This is a genomic window from Vibrio sp. AK197 (genome assembly GCF_053903115.1).
Map to the genome: position 1 here is coordinate 1,627,159 of NZ_CP096430.1, position 21,906 is coordinate 1,649,064.

At 42.9% G+C, this 21,906-nt stretch carries 16 protein-coding genes; 8 read left to right on the forward strand and 8 right to left on the reverse strand.

Translation table 11 applies throughout. The annotated features are described in order from the left end of the window. Nucleotides 1-199: 199 nt before the first annotated feature. The 6 genes from pelA (at nt 200) to M1D72_RS14815 (ending at nt 7,073) form a co-directional block, all read left to right on the forward strand. Nucleotides 200-1,732: a pectate lyase gene (pelA, locus tag M1D72_RS14790; RefSeq protein WP_456295669.1), complete on the forward strand. Its 1,533-nt coding sequence runs from the start codon at nt 200-202 to the stop codon at nt 1,730-1,732. A gap of 408 nt (nt 1,733-2,140) precedes the next feature. Next, on the forward strand, nt 2,141-4,558 hold the full coding sequence (locus tag M1D72_RS14795; RefSeq protein ID WP_456295670.1) for a DMSO/selenate family reductase complex A subunit: 2,418 nt from the start codon (nt 2,141-2,143) through the stop codon (nt 4,556-4,558). A 4-nt stretch (nt 4,559-4,562) separates the two neighbouring features. After that, a complete protein-coding gene (locus M1D72_RS14800; RefSeq protein ID WP_390189857.1) occupies nt 4,563-5,189 on the forward strand; it encodes a DMSO/selenate family reductase complex B subunit in 627 nt (208 codons plus the stop codon). Continuing rightward, nucleotides 5,182-5,958: a dimethyl sulfoxide reductase anchor subunit family protein gene (locus tag M1D72_RS14805; RefSeq protein WP_456295671.1), complete on the forward strand. Its 777-nt coding sequence runs from the start codon at nt 5,182-5,184 to the stop codon at nt 5,956-5,958. Before M1D72_RS14800 ends, M1D72_RS14805 begins: the two co-directional genes overlap by 8 nt. A 41-nt stretch (nt 5,959-5,999) precedes the next feature. Continuing rightward, on the forward strand, nt 6,000-6,590 hold the full coding sequence (locus M1D72_RS14810; RefSeq protein WP_456295672.1) for a molecular chaperone TorD family protein: 591 nt from the start codon (nt 6,000-6,002) through the stop codon (nt 6,588-6,590). 3 nt (nt 6,591-6,593) lie between these two features. Continuing rightward, nucleotides 6,594-7,073, forward strand: coding sequence for a 4Fe-4S binding protein (locus tag M1D72_RS14815; RefSeq protein WP_456295673.1), 480 nt, complete (start codon nt 6,594-6,596; stop codon nt 7,071-7,073). A 164-nt stretch (nt 7,074-7,237) separates the two neighbouring features. Here the strand turns inward: M1D72_RS14815 and M1D72_RS14820 are convergent, their stop codons facing one another. The 8 genes from M1D72_RS14820 to M1D72_RS14855 all read right to left on the reverse strand — a co-directional run bounded on the left by M1D72_RS14820 (nt 7,238) and on the right by M1D72_RS14855 (nt 16,539). Further along, complete coding sequence (locus tag M1D72_RS14820; protein WP_456295674.1) at nt 7,238-8,038, reverse strand: hypothetical protein; 801 nt, start codon at nt 8,036-8,038, stop codon at nt 7,238-7,240. Then, complete coding sequence (locus M1D72_RS14825; RefSeq protein WP_456295675.1) at nt 8,013-10,184, reverse strand: glycoside hydrolase family 19 protein; 2,172 nt, start codon at nt 10,182-10,184, stop codon at nt 8,013-8,015. The genes M1D72_RS14820 and M1D72_RS14825 overlap by 26 nt, the downstream gene beginning before the upstream one ends. A gap of 11 nt (nt 10,185-10,195) precedes the next feature. Further along, nucleotides 10,196-11,653, reverse strand: coding sequence for a PAAR-like domain-containing protein (locus M1D72_RS14830; protein WP_456295676.1), 1,458 nt, complete (start codon nt 11,651-11,653; stop codon nt 10,196-10,198). A gap of 165 nt (nt 11,654-11,818) precedes the next feature. Next, nucleotides 11,819-12,610 (reverse strand): type IVB secretion system protein IcmH/DotU, encoded by a 792-nt coding sequence (gene icmH, locus M1D72_RS14835; RefSeq protein ID WP_456295677.1) that lies wholly within the window; start codon nt 12,608-12,610, stop codon nt 11,819-11,821. Beyond that, on the reverse strand, nt 12,607-13,932 hold the full coding sequence (gene tssK, locus M1D72_RS14840) for a type VI secretion system baseplate subunit TssK (protein ID WP_390189847.1): 1,326 nt from the start codon (nt 13,930-13,932) through the stop codon (nt 12,607-12,609). The genes icmH and tssK overlap by 4 nt, the downstream gene beginning before the upstream one ends. Before the next feature lie 11 nt (nt 13,933-13,943). Beyond that, the gene (gene tssJ / locus M1D72_RS14845; protein ID WP_390191827.1) at nt 13,944-14,444 is read right to left on the reverse strand and encodes a type VI secretion system lipoprotein TssJ; all 501 of its coding nucleotides are present in this window, start codon (nt 14,442-14,444) and stop codon (nt 13,944-13,946) included. Next, a complete protein-coding gene (gene tagH / locus M1D72_RS14850) occupies nt 14,437-15,927 on the reverse strand; it encodes a type VI secretion system-associated FHA domain protein TagH (protein ID WP_456295678.1) in 1,491 nt (496 codons plus the stop codon). Before tagH ends, tssJ begins: the two co-directional genes overlap by 8 nt. 9 nt (nt 15,928-15,936) lie before the next feature. Continuing rightward, nucleotides 15,937-16,539 carry a hypothetical protein gene (locus M1D72_RS14855; RefSeq protein WP_390189843.1) on the reverse strand — a complete coding sequence of 201 codons (603 nt, stop codon included), beginning with the start codon at nt 16,537-16,539 and terminating at the stop codon, nt 15,937-15,939. Nucleotides 16,540-17,178: 639 nt separating this feature from the next. Here M1D72_RS14855 and M1D72_RS14860 point away from each other — a divergent pair. Then, nucleotides 17,179-18,465 carry a type VI secretion system ImpA family N-terminal domain-containing protein gene (locus M1D72_RS14860; RefSeq protein ID WP_456295679.1) on the forward strand — a complete coding sequence of 429 codons (1,287 nt, stop codon included), beginning with the start codon at nt 17,179-17,181 and terminating at the stop codon, nt 18,463-18,465. Nucleotides 18,466-18,490: 25 nt separating this feature from the next. Further along, nucleotides 18,491-21,889, forward strand: a complete 3,399-nt coding sequence (gene tssM, locus M1D72_RS14865; protein WP_456295680.1) for a type VI secretion system membrane subunit TssM — start codon at nt 18,491-18,493, stop codon at nt 21,887-21,889. The last annotated feature ends 17 nt before the right edge of the window (nt 21,890-21,906 follow it).

Below are 21,906 nucleotides of genomic sequence, written 5' to 3' on the forward strand. Positions count from 1 at the left end.
TTTAATCGACAATAACTAAGAGCTAGATAACGTTTTACGTTGTCTAATTGCTTGTGACGTGATTTAACTCTTATCTCGCTAAATTGAGACTACTTGTCTTGCTCCGGATGTGTAATATTTCCATTAATTCAAAAAATTGCCAGTTTGAATTTAAATAATAAAACAACAGTTCAGTTTATACACTCCCCGGAGACGTGAAATGAAAATACTAAGAAAAACCTACCTTGCTGCCGCGCTAACCAGTATTTGCTTTGCTGGTGCTGTCCACGCTCAAGATGTAACTTGGGAAAATGGAGAAATCCATACAGCCTCTCTCATGATGAGTGAGCCAATGATGAAAGTAGACGGTGGCTATCACGAACTGCTTGACTCCTATTACCTAAAACCGATGATGACCGAAGATAAAGTCGTGATGGCGCCGCTTGACGATATTATCGATGAGCTTAATGGCGACTTTAGTTTTGATGGTGAAAAAGTCACTATTGGTATGAATGGCAAAACAGTCTCTATGACGGCAGGTTCGGCAACAGCGCTAGTCAACGGTAAAGAAACGATTGCTCCTGCAGCAGCAACGCTCGTTGAAGGGGCTTTGTACGTTCCATTTAAGTTTGTCTTTGAAGAGCTTGGTGGTAAATACTCTTGGGATTCAAAACGTAAGCTTGCCAAAGTGACCTTACTTCGTCCTGAAGGCAGTATCTTCAAAGCGAAGAAAGGCAAAATTTCTCTGAAGACCATCGAAAAACAATCTGATGATTGGTACGGCAGCGAAGAAGCAAAAGCTGTCGCTGATGCGATGCTGAAAAACCAAAACCCTGATGGTGGCTGGTTTAAAGTGGGAAGTTCCAATGATCTGTCCCAAGTTTACGATCGTGAAACGTTCCCAACCTACCGCCAAAAATCAACCATCGATAACGATGCAACGTATATTCAAATCATGACGTTAGCCAAAGTCTACGAAAAGACCAACAACGAAGCGTACAAAGAAAGCGCGATTCGTGGTATCGAGTACCTACTCGAAGGTCAATATGATAATGGTGGGTGGCCGCAATTCTTCCCGAATTCAGAAGGTTATCATCGTCACATCACGTTTAACGACAACGCCATCGCGAATACACTTAACGTGATGCGTGACGTAGCCAGCCAAAAAGGTGAATTTGCCTTTGTTTCTGATGATCTCGCCTCGCGAGCAAAAGCATCAATGGATAAAGGACTCCGTTTTGTGCTTGATAACCAGGTTGTGGTTGACGGTAAGAAAACTGGATGGTGTGCGCAATACAATGTCGACACCCTCGCTTGTGAACGTGGACGTTCATATGAATTAGCGTCTATCAGTGGTGATGAAAGTGTTAAAGTCATCAAATTTTTAATGAGCATCGAGAATCCATCTGCTGAAGTCGTTGAGTCAATCAACAGCGCTGTTGCTTTCTTGAAAGCTGAAGAGATACCAGGTAAGAAGATGATCAAAACGCCGGACGACACCATGGAATTTGGTGTGAACCGTGTGGTCATCGATAAAGAAGGCAGCAGTGTCTGGCCACGCTTTATCAACCTAGAGAATCTAGAACCACTGTACTCAAACCGTCAGGGTGACAAACTCGATAAGTTCGAAGATGTGAGTTACGAGCGCCGAGTAAAATACAGCTGGCTCGTCACTTCTCCGGGTAAACTATTTAAAAATGATTATCCTAAGTGGCAAGAACAGTACTCCTCTGATGTAAATGCTCTAAATTAATCAATTTTAGACATTTAAGATAAATAAAAGCGCTGAACACAGCGCTTTTATTTTATACGCAATTCAATGACGAAATACATATTCATATCCCTTCCTAATACTCCCTAAAGATAATAGTTATCAATTAGATTAAACTCCTTGAAATAACAACTAAACATAATTAAATCAAAACCTTACATAGAAAAATTTCATTTTAAATTGGCATAAGTCAATATCAGCATTGTTTAAAGGTTATTGGAATATATATTCCCATAACGCTGAAAAATTAATCCGACCAAAATAAAAAATGATCGAAATCATTATATTTAATTTCAATAAGTTTAGCCTGAAAAAACACTGTGAAAGATAACACTTCTTTTATTTTCCCAAAATAAAATCATAAAAATTCACGCACTGGAGACAGTCGATATGAGCAAATCTTCCTTGCTTAATGCACAAATAACCAGACGCAAGCTGCTAGAATACACTGGCGAAGTTGGTGTTACCTCAGCGCTGCTCACGACCCTTTCAACGGTCCCCTTTTCCAAAAAAGCTCAAGCGCAAACTCTCCCACAAGGACAAGCCGAATTTAAACACAGCGCTTGCTTAGTCAACTGCGGAAGTCGATGTGCTTTAAAAGTTAAAGTTGAAAATGACCGTATTATTCAAATTGAGCCAGAGCCTGCGGTTAATGAAGCGGAGTTTGGCCAACACCAAATTCGCCCATGCTTACGCGGACGCTCAAACAAATATCGGGTTTACAATCCTGACCGCCTTAAATACCCAATGAAGCGAATTGGTAAACGTGGTGAGGGTAAGTTTGAACGTATCAGCTGGGAAGAAGCGACCCAAATGATCGCAAATGAAATGACTCGTATTCGCCAAGAACACGGGAATGAAGCCGTCTATTATCAATACGGAACCGGCGCCTACTACCATACACAGGGTAGCCCAGCTTGGCATCGTTTGTTAAATCTCACCGGCGGCTATTTAAACTACTTTAACACCTATTCAACTGGGCAGATAAATAAAGCCACACCTTATACTTATGGTAACTATTCCGGTTCCCATTTCACTGAGGTAGAAGACTCAGACCTCGTAGTCTTGTTTGGTCTTAATGTCTCTGAGACTCGGATGTCTGGCGGTGGGCAGGTTGAAGAGTTGCGCCGCGCGCTTGAAAAATCTAATGCGCAAGTGGTGATACTGGACCCGCGCTATACCGATTCTGTTATTGCTGAAAATGCGGAATGGCTTCCTATTCGTCCGACCTCTGATGCTGCTGTGGTTGCGGCTCTTGTACATACCATGATCACCGAGGATCTTATTGATGAAGATAACATCAATAAGTACGCGGTTGGGTTTAGCCGAGAAACCTTACCAGCCTCAGCACCGGAAAATAGCAGCTACAAAGACTACGTGATGGGCACTGGTGAAGATGGCATCGTCAAAACAGCGCAATGGGCGTCCGATATTTCAGGTATTCCTGCCAAACGTATCCAACAACTTGCCCGTCAAATTGCTAACGCTAAATCGTGCTTTATCTGCCAAGGTTGGGGACCACAACGTCACCACAATGGTGAACAAACCGTGCGTTCCATTTTGAACCTACCGATCATTGCCAATCAGTTTGGCCGCCCAGGGACGAACTCGGGCTTATGGCCTTACGGCAATAAATATGGTGTGCCAAAACTTCCTGCAGGCGAGAATCCGGTGAAAGTGTCGATTCCTGTTTATACATGGACCGACGCCATCGCGCGTCCAGAAACCATCACCTCAAAAACGCACGCACTAAAAGGCGCAGATAAGCTTAATGTCGGTATTAAGATGATTATCAGCCAAGCAAGTAACGTACTTGCCAACCAGCACGGTAATCTCAATGCCACTCGTGAAATTCTACAAGACGAAAGCTTATGTGAGACCATCGTTGTCGTCGACAACCATATGACCGCAACCGCAAGATTTGCGGATATTTTACTTCCAGAAACCACTTATCTAGAAGCGGACGATTTGGTCGACAACTCTTATGCTTCAGGTTCAAACTGCTACATGATTTCCATGGAGAAAACCATCACGCCATTGTGGGAAGTCCGCAGTACCTACGACGTCTGCCGTGATATCGCCAAGCATCTTGGTGTCGAGCAACAATTCTCACAAGGTCGTACTCAGCAACAGTGGATAGAAAAACACTACCAAGATATTCGTAGCCAGCGCACCTATCTGCCTGAGTTCTCTCAAATCAAAGGCAGCGGGATTATTGATCAACACCGCACACCGAAAAAAGACAGTGTCGCTTATCAAGATTTCTATCAGGATCCTAACGCGCACCCGCTTTCAACCCCATCGGGTAAAATTGAAATCTATTCGGAGCAATTGGTGAACGAGACCTCGGATTGGATCTTACCCGCAGGCGATAAAATTCCAGCTGTTGGGCAATATCTTGAAGTTCCTGATTCACAATCTGATAAAGAAACCCAGAAGAAATTCCCTATTCAGTTAACCGGATTTCATACCAAAGGTCATGCTCACTCAACCTATGCCAGTGTTGGTGTTGTTAAAGAAGCCGTTCCCAACGAAATTTGGATCAATTTCTTAGATGCCGAAAGTAGAGGTATTACCAATGGCGATATGGTTCGCGTATTTAATGACCGCGGAAGTGTACTCGCAGCAGCTAAGGTGACACACCGCATTCTTCCCGAAGTTGCCGCCCTACCTGAAGGGGTTTGGTCTGTAGTGAAAAACGGCGTCGATATTGGCGGCTGTATCAACTCACTCACCAGCCACCGTCTATCACCATGGGCAAAAGGTAATCCACAACACACCAACTTGGTCGAGATTGAAAAGGCATAGTTAAATGACACAGTACGGATTTTATATTGATTCTTCTCGCTGCTCTGGCTGTAAAACCTGCCAAGTAAGCTGCAAAGATAAAAACAATATCGATGTAGGTCGCAAGTTTCGCCGCGTTTATGAATACGGCGGCGGTAGCTGGCAAAAAGTGGATAACGCATGGCAACACAACACCATTGCCTACTACGTTTCCATCTCATGTAACCATTGTGATAACCCGGCTTGTGTTGCTGGCTGCCCAACAGGCGCTATGCACAAGCGTGAAGAGGACGGATTGGTATTAGTTGACCAGGATGTATGTATCGGTTGTCGCTACTGTGAAATGCGTTGCCCATATGGCGCACCACAATATGACCACGAAAAGAAAGTCATGTCGAAGTGTGATGGTTGCCTAGATAGACTTCAACTAGGCCTGAACCCTGTTTGTATGGACTCTTGTCCTCAACGTGCTATCGAGTTTGGTCCCATTGATGAGCTACGAGAAAAATATGGCCGCGACTGCGATATTGCACCACTGCCATCTTCTGAACTGACTCACCCTAACCTCATCATCAAACCGCATGGCAATGCGATTTCCAACCAAGACAGTATGGGCCAATTACAAAACCCTAAGGAAGTGAAACATGCATGAGTTACCTCTGGTCTTTTTTACGGTATTGGCTCAAGCATCTGCAGGGCTATTTATCTTAATGACATTAAATAAGCTCATCATCAAACGACCAGATGACAAAGCGATGTTTGTCTCCGGAGTGATCAGTTTGGTTATTGTCGGCGTTGCTGGGTTTAGCGCCATACTTCACCTTGGGCAACCATTTCGTGCCATTAATGCCTTATTCGGTACCGGTCGCTCACCAATGAGTAATGAGATCGTTTCTTGTTCTATATATGGAGGGCTGTTGTTTGCTCACTTAGCTGTCAGCTACTTGCGCCCTCAGATGACCAACGCAATTAAAGCAAGTCGAATTGCTACCGCGATCGCTGGCATAGCCTTACTCGTGCTGATCCCGAAAGTGTATACCATTGAAACGATCCCTCAATGGAACACCTCTTACACCATGATCCAAATGTTGCTTGCTGCATTTACGGCGGGTGGCGCATTGGCGATGATTTTGCAGCCAAATCGTATCAACCTCGCCGTGACTGTATTAAGCGTGATGCTCAGTGTGTTCATCCTGCCAAGCTACTTAGCATTTTTAAGCCAAACTGCGCCACATATGCTCGAGCTTGGTATGAGTTTCTGGAACGCTAAATTTGCACTTTATGTTGTTGCGGTTGCACTAGCAGTACTGGCTTATCGCAAAAATTGGATGCCTCTAGCGATTGGCTCTAGCGCTGTACTGATCATCGCCGAACTCTCAGGGCGTATCGCATTTTATGACTTGTGGTCAATTAATATGTAGTCGTTAAGGCGGGTTCGCCCGCCTTACTTTTAAGGAGTTTTATGTCTCAGATCTCTATATTACCGCGCCTTTTGGGTAACCTAATGTTTGAATACCCGAGCAGCGAACGTAATCAAGCCATCCTTAACCAATTAGGTCATATTCCGGTTTTATTTCCTTGGGATAACCCCGAACAAATAGCCGCACTCATTGCAACATTAGAAGACACCAAACACAACCTAAACGATTATGCGTTTTCTGTGTTGTTTGAAGGGCAAGGCAAGCTCATCGCACCGCCCTGGGGCTCGGTCTATCAACACCGTGAAAATGAAGTTATGGGCGACAGCACCGAAGCGTTTCGTCTGTTTCTTGAACACATCGGTATGAATATCGAGATTGGTAGCCAGCCCTGCGATCACTTCGCCATAATGCTTTGGGCGATTGCCTACACACTAGAAAATGAACAGGACGAGGCGTTAGTTGATCTACTAGAAATTCATTTATTACCTTGGTCAAATCGCTATTTGTCACTACTAAAAAGCAATCAAGACTCAGCGTTTTACGCAGCGGTCTCCGAACTATGTGAACTGTTTTTGAGCCAACTTCAACATCTGCTTCAAGTGACACCACAAGCCAAACAATTATATTGGTGATTTATGCCAGCGTTTAATCCTCAGCGTCGTGCCTTATTTCAAAGGCTAGCCTCTCCAGTTCAATTCGCTCACCAAACCACATTGAACTTCCCTCGCCCGCCGGGGGCGGTTGAAGAGACGATATTTTTGCAGCGTTGCACACAGTGTAAAAGCTGCATAGAGGCTTGCCCAAGTAATGCCATTACGTTAGAACAAGGATACCCAACGCTGCAATCGGCGAATCACTGCAAAGGTTGTCATGCCTGTGTGTTAAGTTGCGATACCGGTGCCCTTGAACGTAATGACTTGCTCCTCACCGTGGACCACAACTGTGACCCTGCCGTCGCCGCATACTGCCAAAGCTGTGTAGAAACTTGCTCGCAGCAAGCGATCATGATTAACAGCGGTCAACAACCAACAATAGATACCCAGTTGTGCAACCGCTGCGGGTTATGTGAGAAAGCTTGTGACTTTCAAGCTATTCACTGGCAGCGAGCCCAATAAGCCTTCATTTGAATAACACTATCCCTCTCAAACTCTAAGCTATAATCGCTATCAACGAAAGGATATGTCAATATTGCTTAAGGGTTAATATTAAATTCATAACTAAGGACCTCCTGCAACTGATTAACATAAAACAAGCTTTCAGATAGCTAGATAGTTATTCATCAATAAACCTCAGAACAAGATTTATTAAATATTGTTTTATTATTTAACGTTACTAATAAAGATGGTTTAAATTTATTATTAGCTTTTAATGAATATGTGTAACCACCACGACTAAAAATAAAATCACCTGATTCATTGTGCTTTATATTTTTCTCATCCCACTTAGGGTATGAAATCTCAATATTGGATGTAGTTCCATATCTATAAATTTTATTCTTACTCCCACCACAAATAGATACTAATTTTTCATTATTTAACTGGCATGAAAACAAGGTATTTTCATTCAAAGAACATAATCCTACAGAGCGATTCTCAATTTTATCTTTTAAATATTTTATTAATATATTAAGATCTTGATACTGGTATTTTTGTGGATTTTTTGGGTCTTCATACCCTGTAAACCCACTCATAGCTTTAGTATTAGTAAGAGGAATATCTTTGGTAAACCTGCCATTGGTGTATTTATATATATAGTTAGTATATTGAGTTCCATTAATATCTGAATGCCGTATAGTCCAACTTACCTGTACAATAAGATAAAACTGATCTTTTATAGAAGTTAATTGAATGTCATCAATTTTTGGTTCTGCCCCTTCATAAGGGAAGCGATCGACGATATATTCCTTACCATTATCTTTGGATTTTAGTAACAGAGGATAATTTTCATCCGTAACTGATTGTTCAAAAATATTGACTTTTAAATTATCTAAAGTGACTTCTTTTGACAAGGCATTATTTGATATAAAAAACACAACAAATAAAATTATATATTTTCTAATCATTGGTATATTTTTCAACATTACTAATTCCTAATACTTCCGCTACAGACCTAAACCTTTCTTTACGATCATTAAGCCCATTGCTACCACCATTAATTTTTTTTGTTACTTTTCTTACTGTATAGTTTTCTGCATCATTGCTCGTTATACCCTTGAAGTCAAACCAAAAATAGAATGCACTGGATGTAGCAAACTCTATACTTGATGATAACAATTCAGGGTTAGTTAAGAAATCCCTTATATCTTCAGGATTATGAAAATTATGAAAATCGGTAAACTCTGAATATTTATCTCTACCTGTCAATTGTATTAACCCCCTCCCTCTGTACTTATATCCATCACCTGAGATTTCGTTACCATTTCCCATTCTATCAGCATAAACATAGCTCCCTAAATTACGAGAATTACGCGAGTATTTGCTTTCTTCGGTCCACAGTTTTTCTCTTAATTTACCTAAGCTACAACTATCTATATCAGATATATAATTTTTAGAACCGCCCTTACAACCAAAAATTTCCCTCATCCTTTTAGGTGAATATGATAAACTTTCTGTGGTTGCTGTAAAACCACTTTCATGGGCTAGTTGAGATAGGAAGTGGGCTATAACCACAGGCGAGTTCAATTTGTATTTCTGGGCATACTTATTGAGGTAAGGAAGTATATTTTCACATGCATTTCGATCCTGTCGTAAATTCGCTGCATAAACCATATCTAAGCTAATCAATTCACTGAACGTCGTGTTGAACGGCCAGAAATAATAAGGTTTTGGATCTACAGTGACGATATCACTGGCGTCTTCCATCCAAGTTAACAGCTTCGCGCGTTCTTGTTGTTGGCTGAAGAACTCTTCATAGATGCTTTCAAGTTTATTGTGCCATTGCGAGTCTTGGTATTCCTGCTTTGAAACAAAGCTGCTTTGCAGTATTTCATCCAATGATTTTTTACCAACGGCTTTTATCATATCAAGCAAACTTTCAGCGGACTCATTAAACCACTCGCTCTGGTGTTGAACAATGAGATTCTCAAGTTTATCACGCTTACCGTTCAGCCGAGTAATTAAGTCTTTCGTCGTGGTTGGCGCTTCACTGGTGTCACCTTCCTCCGAAGTGAGTGTGACTAATTGTTCAAATAGTGCATTACCTGGTTGAATAGCTCCGTCACTGCTGGTTCCATCAATGGGTGTGGTATTGATATTTTCAAACTGTTCTAAAAAATAGGCTGGTGGAGTATCAAGCGAGAACATTTCGATATGCACAACATCCTCAACTTGTTTGGTTCCATTAGGATCTTGACTGAATTCATTCAGCGACAAAAATCCTAAAGCCTCACCCGCTTGTACTGAAATGCGAGAATCGACTTGTGGTGACTCAGGCTTTTTCTGAGCCACCACCACACCTCCACGTTGAATAGTTTCGGTCAACATCCATTCAGGCTCAGTTTGTGGTAAAGGTTGGATATAACCCGCTTTATCTAAGAATTCAAAACGCGTGCCTTCTTCAAGCCCCGCCCCCGAAGCTATCCATACTTCCTTTCCGACTAAACTTTCATTGCCGCTGGGTACAGACAACACTTTACACCGGATCATCGCATGAGGTACCGAACCTATCGTAAAGCTCTGGTAAGTATCATTATCAACATCCAAGTATTCAAATTCAGTGCCGCTGGGCAGAGCCATTTTTGTTTCTAGTTGGTCTGCATGAGGTTCACCACTACTTGTACGAAACGTTCGAACATTAATGCCGGTAGGCTCTTCCATTTTAAAACGTGAAGGTTTGGCATTCGCACCTATCGCACTGGGTGGCGCTAAATGCATATATAGGGTATAGAACGTAAAGCTCGCAGTGGAACCTTCCGTTGGGTCAGAAAATTCATGTTCTAGCAAAACAAAGTTATTGCTGAGTTTGAACTCTTTTCCTAAATAATTTGTGACAACGTAATCGTCGCTAATTCGGTAAGCAGCAACCTTTCCGGGCAACATTGCTTGCACAGCGCGTAAATTTTTCCCCCAAGGGAAAGATTGAGAGTTGATATGCACACCGCCGTGCCAACCATGCCCAGCACTTAGTAGATAACGGCCTGAAGTACTCTTATTAAGATCTTGTTTGAACTCAGTAAGTGAAGCATAGTCCGAGCCATCGCGTTTTAAGATTGGAAATACTGCATTCATAAAACGCCCTCTTAATCAGAAAATAGATCTTTGAAAATCACAAATGGTGGTCGATTGGGATTATGCGCCTTGGTATAAACAATGGTGCTAAATTCTCCAGAGTTGGTTGCAAATCCTGATTCCCCCGTACGATTCACAATCGCGCCTTCCGCCATGCTGGCAATATCGGCTAAATTAGACGCAATCTGCTCAAAGATCTGGCCGAAAATATCAGGTAAGAGGTTACCCAATGTTTTTGTGGCATCACGATAGGTTGCGAGTCCCGTTTCCAGAACACTTAAACCACGCGTTTGAGCTTGCATCTGCATATATTCAAGGCGAATATCAAGGTCAGCAATGAGGTCGCTAACAAAACCACAAAGGGTATTATTTACCTCTTCCCAATCGAGATTTTGAATATAGTTAAGTGTGTTTCCGGTACCGAGCAAACGCAGTTTGGCTAATAACTCTGCAGGCGGCTCTGCGCTATCGGCTTGGGCAAGTAAACGTATAATATTGCCTTGAGGGTGCGCCTGCTCAAACAGTTGCTCAAGCAAAGGCTGATATTTTTCCAACGTTTCAGTGTCATCTAACGAATGATTTAATGCCGACACAAACGCAAAAGCGAAATCTTTTGACTGATTGCGACTCACAACAAATGGCGCCGTAATTCGGCTTTGTTCATAAACAATATCGCGGAAATCATCATCAGTAAGCTGAGGAGAAATCAAAATCCCCCAATCATTGCTAGCCGCAACACTGATGTCCCAAAAAGGGGTGCGGTACCCCGAGACGTAAGTGCAGAATGTTTGGCTATCTTCATAGGTTTCGGTCGGTTGATTGATAGGAAGCGAAGCATTTGCAACGTAGTCATCGCTCGATTCACTGAGCACCAAAATACACTCTGCAGGGGAAAGCCCGCTCACCGAACCTTGGCCGTTGGCATCAAGGGTTCCACTGCCAATCACGCCACCGCTTGCATCGCGCAGTTCAAAAGGTGCATTGGCATAACCAGCGCCATTTGGATAACGACAAATCAGATCAATGGTATAAGTGCCTTCTTGCTCCTCGGTAACCGATACCGATGGATTCTGCACCCCACCTAAACACATCGTATTGGCTTTATTCATGGTCATTTGATCGGATAAGCGGCATACGCCTACCCCTTCAAATTTAACCGTGGCAGAGGCTGAAATAAATTCCGCTTCGGCTTCAATAGTGCCCGACGATTGCCCCATTTTATCGCCTGCTGCGTCACCAGTACTTTTCGCAAACTTGCTACCTTTAATCGCAACACTGTTGCCGCCATCCATTGTAATACTGGTAGTGCCATCAGCGAGATCGGCCGATTTCGCGTTGTTGCCATAGGGGATCGGGACAACAGGTGGCCCACATTGTGTTTTACACACATCCGGTAAAGTTGCATTGGCTTCGCCGCCGGAGCCTTGATGCACGACACTTAAGCCGTTGGCATTCACTGTTACACCCATCGCTGATCCACTTAAAGTTGAGATGATAAAAATAGTAAAAGAGATTGCCGAAACAATCCCTCTTAATTGCTAGTCATAATAACTATTCAGCCTGTCGTTTTATCTAACCTGTTCAAAATTGAGTCAGCCTCAAGAATTTCTGAACCGTTATTGATAAAAGATTAACTACTGGTACGCATTGAGTAAGTCTTGAAATTTCAAATCAATCACCACATACGTTACCGCATACATCGCCGCAAAAATTAACGCGGTTACCCCCAAAGTGAACTTGGGGGAAATCACTTTCTTAAGCGGTTTCTTTAAATACTTGGCTTTAAGATTAACAAGCGACACTTTTTCCTGTTCTGCTAAACGATCATCGCGAACTAATCGATAAATTGTGTTACCGATGTCGGCCAGCTTTTCATTTCCTCGTTCTTCCCGCCCATATTTACCTTGGAAACCGAGTTGTAACAACAGGTACAAAAATTCAATCACATAACGATATTTGCGCGGATCCGCTTTAAGCCGCTCAAGAATAATAAAGAATTTGTCACCACCCGATGTTTCATTGTGAAACTCCGACAATAGACTGTTTTGACTCCAGTTACTGTTCGCCCCCCACTCTTGGCGCAAAACTGACTCATCAATCGCAGCGCATAAGCAGTAACGGATAACTAAAATCGAGGCGCGGTCAAGTTCCATTTCGTTCAGCTTGCGCTCACCCTTACGGATTTCACGAGCAACCTGTTCACGAAATGGCATTGGGTCATCAAGCCAAGGAATAGAGGACATACAAGACAGGCTAGCGATTAACCAGGTGAATTGGTCAACAAGTGGGTTAACCCCCATTTTGTCGATTTCTAAATCACGGACCGAGATATTACGGGATAAATCAGGCGCCGGCATGACCTCCATCGGTTTGCCGGGCTCAGGTTGGAATAAGACGACAGTGACATCGTTATCGGCGTAACTCATAAGCGTACAGCCCACAACTGTAGTGATAGATTCGCAAAATCACCGGCCACATGAACAGCAATCGCGGCACTATCTTTAAGCGCTGCCCACTCATCACTTGCCTTATCCAATTCAAAGTACGTGTAACCGGCATGATATGGCAAAGCACGTGGTACCACTGGCATCGGTTTAATTTCAATACCTGGCAGCTGCAAGTTAATAAGGTCACGAATGTTATCGATCGAACCAATCTTGGTTTGACTCACAAATTGAGTATGCAGAACATCCAGCGTAACGTCTGCCTTAACAGCAAGGATAAACGTCGTGGACTCCACAACCTTACGGTCAGGAATTGCGGCGGTGCGAATGCCGTAATTTTGATCTTTCAGCGTTAGCGGGATCGCTCGTTGTTCAGACATCACACTCAAGGTCATTTTCGCGCTTTCAAGTGTGGTGGTTAAACAACTTGTGAGGTCACCATGGTTATATTTAGTAAACTCTGTCGGCCTACGGGACGCGGAACACAGTGTTGATAATTCGCCCTCGGCTTGCAGCAAAATACGATAGAAAGACTCAGGGTGAACCCCCTCTACGCTCGCAAAATGCCAAAACAAAGGTTCATAACGGTTTAGTGCTTGCAGCAGCATGAAATCAGAAACAGAAGACACACCTTGCTGGTCAACCACCCCTAAACGCTGAACAATCGACTCAGCTCGGTGCTTGAGCATAGAAGCAAATTCAGTGGTGTACTTACTTAGCACGCTTGAAGCATGGATATCTAGACAAGTGGGAATAAAGCTATCATCGAGAATCACGCTACCATCAGGTTTGACTTCCGATATTTTCAAAATAGGAATCGAGGTATACGCACTTTTATCTTCATGATCATAGAGCAGACAAAAATTAAGCTTACCCACTGAAATACTGGCAATGTCTTCGCTGTCATAGCAGGAGTCGACAGCTTCTTGCGCTTCGATTTTATAACGTGCGCCATCCTTCTGGCTGCCAAATAGCTCAGCGCGTTCAGAGGGAAGCGGACAACATAAATACACCACTTTATCCGTGATAGACGGGTCAACATCGCGAACTTCTGGAAGCTCCGCCAATAAAGGCAACTCAAATGGGGTGCGATCTTGAAGGACACCTTCAGCGCGAGTAATACCAATTTTGCCTAAGGCCAATAATTCTGCGTTGATTTCAATACGCTTAAGTCCCCAATGCAGAGGGGAACTGTTTGCGTTGAGCATGCCCGCCATTTTACCTTGAGAGCGGTCGAGTTGCTGGAAGTGCTGCGGCTTCATGAACATGCCGTCTTGCCAAACAACTGGGTTGTATAAAGACATGTGGTGATCCCTTAAAAATACGTCTGTTCTATGCCGCGACTTTTATCGGAAGATAACTCGCTGCCTTCAACAATTAATCTCAAAAAATATTCGGTTTTTTCATCAACCAGTTCAACTTTGCGCCATGACGAGCCATTAATCTCACGAAACGCCACCGAAAAACCGACGGCACGAGTATCAGGAGATAACTCTATTGTCTGTTCAATGGTATCGCCTGGCTTGAGCTGGAATTCATAACGTTTGATGTACTCATCGCCAAGTGCCGCTTTGTCGTTATCAAACAGAGCAAAGAAATCGAGGCTTCGAAAAAGAACGGGCGATGTTAATTCATGAATGCGTAAAATGACGGGAGAGGACTCCCCGCCCTCACGAACGTTGAGAACATCAGAAGCTTCGATCACTAATTCAATCGAAGATGTTTCAGGCGTGATTCCCGTAGACTCTTTCATTTGATCCCACACTGCGCATCCGCTGAGCGAGGAAACCATTAATGCGATAAGCGCACTACGCATGTTTTTCTTGAACAATTTTTTCATAGTTTTCTTTGATCAATTTCTTTACAGAATGGTCGTTAAATTTAAGGCGGTTTTGATCATAATGAGCGGTATAAGCGCTCCAAAGTTTTGATTTAGATGCAAACTTTTTATTGTTGCTAAAATCATGTTCAAATTTTTTCGGCTCACAGGCATTAATCTGTTCAACCAAGAAATCGCTAATCGCGCGTTCATATAACACGCGGTGATCAGAAAGCTCATCGAGCATCTGCTCAATCAGTTCATGAGGTGCAAGGAGTTTTTGACTGCTTAGAGTTAACATCAGCTCTGTCAAATTGGCTGTCGTGTTTTGGCTTTCGCCATCTTGCTTCAATGTCTCTACGTCATTGAGCTCTTTTTGTAAGCTGTCCATACAGAGACGCAAACACATTCCCATGTGTCTAAAAAACTGCTCATCTTGCTGCACAAGTTCGGGCTCTGAGATTCCTAATCCTTGAAAAAACGCCTCGCTCATACCTAAAGGGCCTGAAGTAGGCGGTGTCTCAGTATGAATCGTTGTCGGCTCGACGTTTACTGATGGCGTAACGCTCGCTTCTGATGACTCCGCTTGATGCTTAGGTTCAAATGGCAAAGTGACTTCTTCCCAACTCTGAGTTGGGGTTCCAGTTTGAACGGTTTGTTGCGTTGCCGCCTTTACGGTATGTGCGGCCTGGTGAGCCTCGGCGTTAAATGATTGCGCATTGGGCTGTTTTTCTGCATGAGGCGCAGGCTCAACAAACACCTTCTCTTGCGGCGGGTGATTGTCAGTGCGGGGAGGCGCAGACGCTGTTTTCTCGGCACCTAACCAATCTTCAGGAATCAGGTTCGGGATATCAAATTCGGAATCGATACTAAAGCTATCATCAACGATTTGACGACGATTATCGATTGGCTCTGCAGGCTGAGGCTTACGATGCTCTTCATCTTGAATCAAGAAATCATCATCGCGCTGCATGGAAAAATTGAGGTGTGTGATAGGGTCTTGCCCATCAATTTCATCAGGTTTTGTTTCCATAAACAGATCTTCTAGAGACCCGACTTGCTGCTCCTCTTCAACAACAGGCTCGCCTAGATTCACTAACGGGTCACTTGAATCACGTTCAGGGGCAATATCTGCGGCTATATCTTGAGCCAGCGCGATTTGCTCAAACACAACGTGCATTTCATATTGTCCAAGGGTAACAGCATCCCCTTCATAAAGTGACACAGGTTGATTGCGTAGGACTTTATTACCATTAATTAGAATGCCATTAGTGCTGACATCACTAATGTAATATGTATCCCCATAGACGCTAATCAAGCAGTGCGTACCCGAAATAAACCGGTTATGGTCAGCAAGTGTTAATGTACAGCTTGGATTGCGCCCAATCGAGCCTCCTTCTTCTGGCATCTCAATATGCTTAGAGCCGGTATACTCTTCCGGACATTTGGCGATGGTTAAAACAAGCTGATTTAATCTCATTGTTGACCTCTAGAATACCAACGAAACAGACAGTTCGACGCCACCCAACCCATCGTTGAACACGGGTGCGATGTAAGAAGCTTGAGGAATAAGTTGAACATGTGCGTTCGGATTACTGCCCAGTTTAATCACCATTCCGGCAGTCACAACCGCACCCACTTCAAACTGAGAAACGTCTTCCAATTGGTCACCATATTTGTAGCCGTCTTGGTCAACAACCCAGCGGTTAGAATATTGAGAATACGCAAGGGATACACCTGCACCGATATAAGGCGTAAACAGTGTCCATGTCCCAATCGCATACTGGGGAACGACACGCAGTTCATAGTTTGTGACTTCCTGATATAAACCATTCATTGGTGCGTCTACTTCACCATTGAGATAATTTAAGCCAAACCACCAACGCCAGCGATTATTGTTTTCGTCTAATGGACGAGTATGAACGAGGCCAAAACGCGTCATATCTTGTTCGCCACTTTCGCCTTCGTCATATTCAATGCTTTCGACACTGAAAAGATTATAAGAAATACCGTATCGTTCGCCTTTCGCGAAACTAACTGTAGAAAAAAGACACATAAGTGATAGCGCGCCAATTTGGCTTGGTTTGAGCATCGTTTCCCTCGAAGAAAAGTCTATTCCGAATAATAAAACGCGAAAGATACCAAGCTATTGGACATTTTCAACATGCTGTAAAGCACATCGAGCAAATACTGCAAAAAGACTACTTAAGACGTGAATATAACTATAACTTTAGTTATATAGCGATAAAACAAACTAATGATAAGAAAGACAATAACAAACGCCGACCTAGTTACACAAATGTAAATAGAACCGATATTTTATTAACACAACACAAACTATCGCTCTATTTTTTATCCTTTTTAATCTGCCAGAAAACCAGCTTAAAACGCTCATTATTTAAACAAAATAAGCCATTACAGCATTACATCCTTCAGAGAGACCATTTTATGCAAAATATTTAAATAAAAACATAAAAAATGGAATAAACATCAAACTTAACTACCTCTTTAGATAATGCCATTCGGTATGTAATGTGATGCACATCACACTTAGTTAAAATACAACAAACGGGGGCAATTTTTTTGTTCAAATTAAACTTTTTAACTATAAAATCCTTCGCAAAATAAATATAAAAGCTAAAACCTTAAATTATAAAACTATAAATTAAACCTAAAGGTTTAGGCATGCATATCAACCATTACATTGTAACTTTAGTTGGATCTATTCAATATGTTCTTTACTGATTTTGCTAGAAGGCCTATTAGCGATACTAGCCCTTCTGGTGATAACCCTAATAATTTGGAAGAGTTTGACGAAATCAAACGTCAAATAAATAACCTGAGTAAAGTTACCGGGTCTGTCTCTTGGAAAAAAGTTCAAACTCTTTCAAAGAAAATTCTTGTCAGCGACAGTAAAGATTTTCGATGCAGCTGTTATTACACCGTCGCAGCTATGCACAACGATGGTTTAAAAGGTTTTGTCGAAGGCTTACACTCTCTGCTTGATCTGTGTGTCGTATATTGGCACTCCGCCTACCCTGATCCAAGCAAACCCAATGCTCGTATCGGTGCGATGGAGTGGCTAATAGAGCATGCTGATAAGCGATTGAAAAAAATCAATATTTCAGAAGATCACCTTCCCCTCCTTGAGGCTGGCCATCGTGTCTGCCTAAGTCTAGAGGAAGAGCTTCGTCTCCATTACGGAATTAAGGCGCCTTCATTCGGGGGGATTCGTCGTGAGCTAATGCAACACATCGAGAACCTAAAAGACAAGCAAGCAGAAAAAGAACGTCAGGCGAAGAACAAAGCGGTCAAAGTCGAAATTATGAAGCCGGCAACACCTCAACCTGCGACCCCACCAAAAACAGCCGCACCAACAAAAAAAGAACATGAGAGCCGTTCCGCTATTATCACTATATCAGCGATGGTTATTGCGTTATTTGTTATTGTGAGTTCTTATTTTATTTACCAAAACCACCAACTTAAATCACTAAAGACAAATATCGAATCTGGCTCTATACATCAAATCGAAGTAATAACAGATAAGTTATCCGTCGAATACAAAGATTTTAAAGACGATATTAAGCCACTGCTTATTTCTCGTCTTAATAGCTTAATGAATGGTTGGCAACGTTCGCCTTTAAAAGTGACACAAATGGACAGCCTAGGAAATATTCTTGATAACGTAGTAGCGTTATATCCAGACTCGTCTAGTGCGTTAAAACTTAATCAAGAATTTTACCAGCAGCGTCGTAACATCGAAGTGCAATATTCTAATTTGCACAAACAATTTACAAACGCTCGTACGGTATTTGCCAATGTCATTGCAAATAGTGCGGATAATGAAGCGAAAAAAGCCTATCAATATAGCAACACCCTTTTTCCTTTGTTGGGGCGAATTGAGTATTCAGAAAAATCACAAAACCTTGAAGAGCTAAATCGTTCTCTTGAACTATTGAATATTTATCTGCACAAGATAAATCAAGTTCAGCATGCTCTCGAAACTACAAAACAATAATTAGACAAATAAACGCAACAGGCTTATGTTAAAAAATAAACTCTTCCGCAATCCAGTGTTTTTATCAACACTGGTAGCCATTATCTTTGCGTCGATTTTAGCAGCAATATTTATATTTTGGCTGACTGATCTAGACAGACTGTATCTTTGGGCCGGTCTCGGTGTCATTGCTTTATTCTATGTCGTTTTCCAGGTAACTCTGTGGGTTAAAAAACGCAAAGGCAATAAAGCGCTAAAACTTGAGACCGAAGAAGAAGCGCTTTCTATGGTAATAAGCCCCCTATTAAGTAAATCTGGGAAAAAACCGATTTATCTACTTTTAGGGAACAAAGGCGCGGGAAAAGTTCAGTTTCTGACTAACTCCAACGCCATCAAACCGATGGACAAAAGCCGTACCGCAAAAAATGACTTTTTTGAGTGGTATGAGTCAGATACGGCAATTTACCTTAAGCCTGACCAGCGTCTCGTATATCAAGAAGTATCAAGTGCCGATGCCGCACTTTGGGATACATTGGTAAAAGAGGTGATTCGACACCGCCCAAGAAAACCGTTTGCTGGCAGCTTGTTCTTTATCGACTTTGAGTTTTTGATCGTCAACGAAAATGAACAAGTAGAATACACGCTCACTGCCCTGCTTGACCGTCTTGAATCGATAGGCAAAGAGACTTCTTCCGCGCTGCCTATTTATCTGATCATGTCTAAGTTGGATAAATTGGAAGGGTTTAAAGAGTACGTTCAATTCAGCCCATTAAAAACCAGCATTGAGTTTCTTTCTATCCCATTGAAAGAAGCCAAAGGTGCGGTGACTGACTATTACGAAGACAGCTATCAAAACTTGGTTAGAGTCATGGAAACCAACGCCCTAGACTCTTCGACCAACACAACCAACGTTGATGAAAAACAAGCTATTTTGGCGTTTCCAAAGCAATTTGAACTGTGTAAATCGGAAATCGGCTCTTTAGTGGAACGTATCTCGTCAATCAATCGTGGGCACTATTATTTTGATATTCGTGAAGTGTTTTTCTGCTCGAGTATTCAAGGCGGACGCAAATATAATTTGCTCGCGAAAAGCTGCAGCAATTACTTCAATTTGCCAATCATTGCCTCGGAGCATACACATTTATCAGAAACGCCGTTCTTCACACGTTTTCTGGTCGATTCGCAAATTCTTCCTGAAGCGGATTTTGCAGGCGAAAACAAAGCTTACCTTCGTAAGTTACAGCGTAAGAGCCGTGCAACCATTGTCTTTGCCGCGATGTTTATTGCAGGAAGCGCGTATTTCTTTGTCGATACTCTCGGCAGTAATATACGTGTAATTAACACCTTAGTCGGTGTCGACACGGTTGATAGCGGTGATAGCGCCACCAAATCCTTTAATGAAGAGCTGGAAAGTGCGTCTGTCTCTGTGCAATCGGCTTACGAGGGCTGGCTAAGCGGCAATACCGCATTGGACAACGAAGTTGTCTCTTTAAAAGTCAGTCGATTAGAAGACAGTACGAAAATTGCCTATCGCGCGCTTATCGACCAGTTGTCAAACAAGCTGATGCCTTTGATTGAAAAGGGTTATCGCATCGAATTGGCAAACAACCAAGATAACCTCAGTCGCTCTTTGCCGCTGCTCAAAGGTTACTTGATGCTCAAGGAATCTAAGAAACGTGACGTTAAGTTTTTGCGCAAGCAAACGCTGCAAGTCCTTAACGCCTTGAGCTCAAACCCAGAAACCGTCACCAAAGTGATGGACTACTTGGATGCCTATCTACGCACGTCATTTGATTCGGTTGAAATCAATATGGACATCGTGCGTGCAACACGTCGTTCTCTGCTTGCACATTCGAATGTTGATTTGGTTTACGCACACCTACTTCAACAAGCCAGTGACATCGATTTAGGCACGTTAGATATGCAGCGCGTCGTCGGCTTTGACTTCTTCAATATTTTTGATGACCAAGTCGATAATAACCGCTTAGAAGTCAGTAAAGTGTATACCGCTACCGGATTCAGTACCTTCTATCGCCCTCGGGTTGACCTCATGTCGGAACAAGTTATTGCCGACAACTGGGTTTTGGGCCTATCCAACAATGTGGTACCGACACCGGAAGAGCAAGAAGCGTTTAAGCAGCAAGTTCGTAAAAAATACACCGACGACTACATCACCTATTGGCGTAATGCGCTGAGCGAGTTGAAAGTCAAAAAATACGATACTGTGGGTGATATTACCAATGCGATTGACCTGATTTCAGGCCCTTCTTCACCAATGACCACGGTTCTAAAGCAAGTGTTCAGCAACACCCACTTTACACGTGATGAAAGCCAGGATGCCCTGCTTTCTAAGGTCAAACCAAGCTTAACGGATGCCATTGAAGAAGTAACAGACCAAGCTGAAGAAGTGGTTCAACCTGACTACGTGTTAATGCAGCGTGTTGAAAAGGCTTTCCATAACCTCAACCAACTGCAGGTCAGTGAAACATCGGATACCACATCACCTTGGGAAGAAACCGTTACTGCACTGAGCCAAGTCCGCAACTACATGAAAGATATTGCTGACTCGCCAGATCCTCAAATGACGGCGCTCACCGTTGCCCGCCAACGTATTAGCAGCACGGATGCCGACCCATTGATTCGGTTAAAGCAAATAGCCGATCGCTCACCGGAACCGGTTCGTAGCTGGCTGCTTGCTGTCGTCAATCAAAGCTGGTCTGTGATCATCAAAGAGTCTTCTCGCGGCATTCAGACTCAGTGGTACAGCCAAGTCTACAGTAAGTTTAAAGAACTTGGCCTTGGTAAATACCCCTTTGATCTGAAAGCAGAAAAAGAAATTTCTCTAGAAGACTTTGAGTTGCTGTTCGCCTCTGGCGGTATTTTGGATAACTTCATTAAAGAGAACTTTGCCCCGTTCTATGACACCAACCTATGGCGTCCAAAACGTCTAGATGGCGAAACGATGGCACTGTCTCAGGAAGTCTTGGTCCAACTGCGCAACTACAACGTAATTCGTGATGCTCTGATCAATAAGAGCACCAATAAAGTGTATATCCCGTTCAGTGCTGAAGTGATGGATATGGACTCAAGTGCAATGCGTGCCAATATTCAAATAGCAGACGCAAGCTTCAATTATTTCCATGGCCCAAGCCGTATTCAAGAACTGCAATGGCCACCCAAAGACGGCAACTTCAAGATCAGTATGACCATTCAGGACGTCACTGATGAAGGTACACAGCATGTCTTAGATAAGAATGGACAATGGGCGATTTACCGCTTGTTTGGTGACTCAACACTCACCAATACGCATAACGGCAGCTTTACCAGTGATATTCGTATTTCTGGCCGAGATTTGCGTTTACGTATTACCCCGCATGCGCAAACCAACCCATTTACATTGGAAGAGTTATATAACTTCACTCTTCCAGAAAAAATCGAACAATAACAACACTATACTAAAAA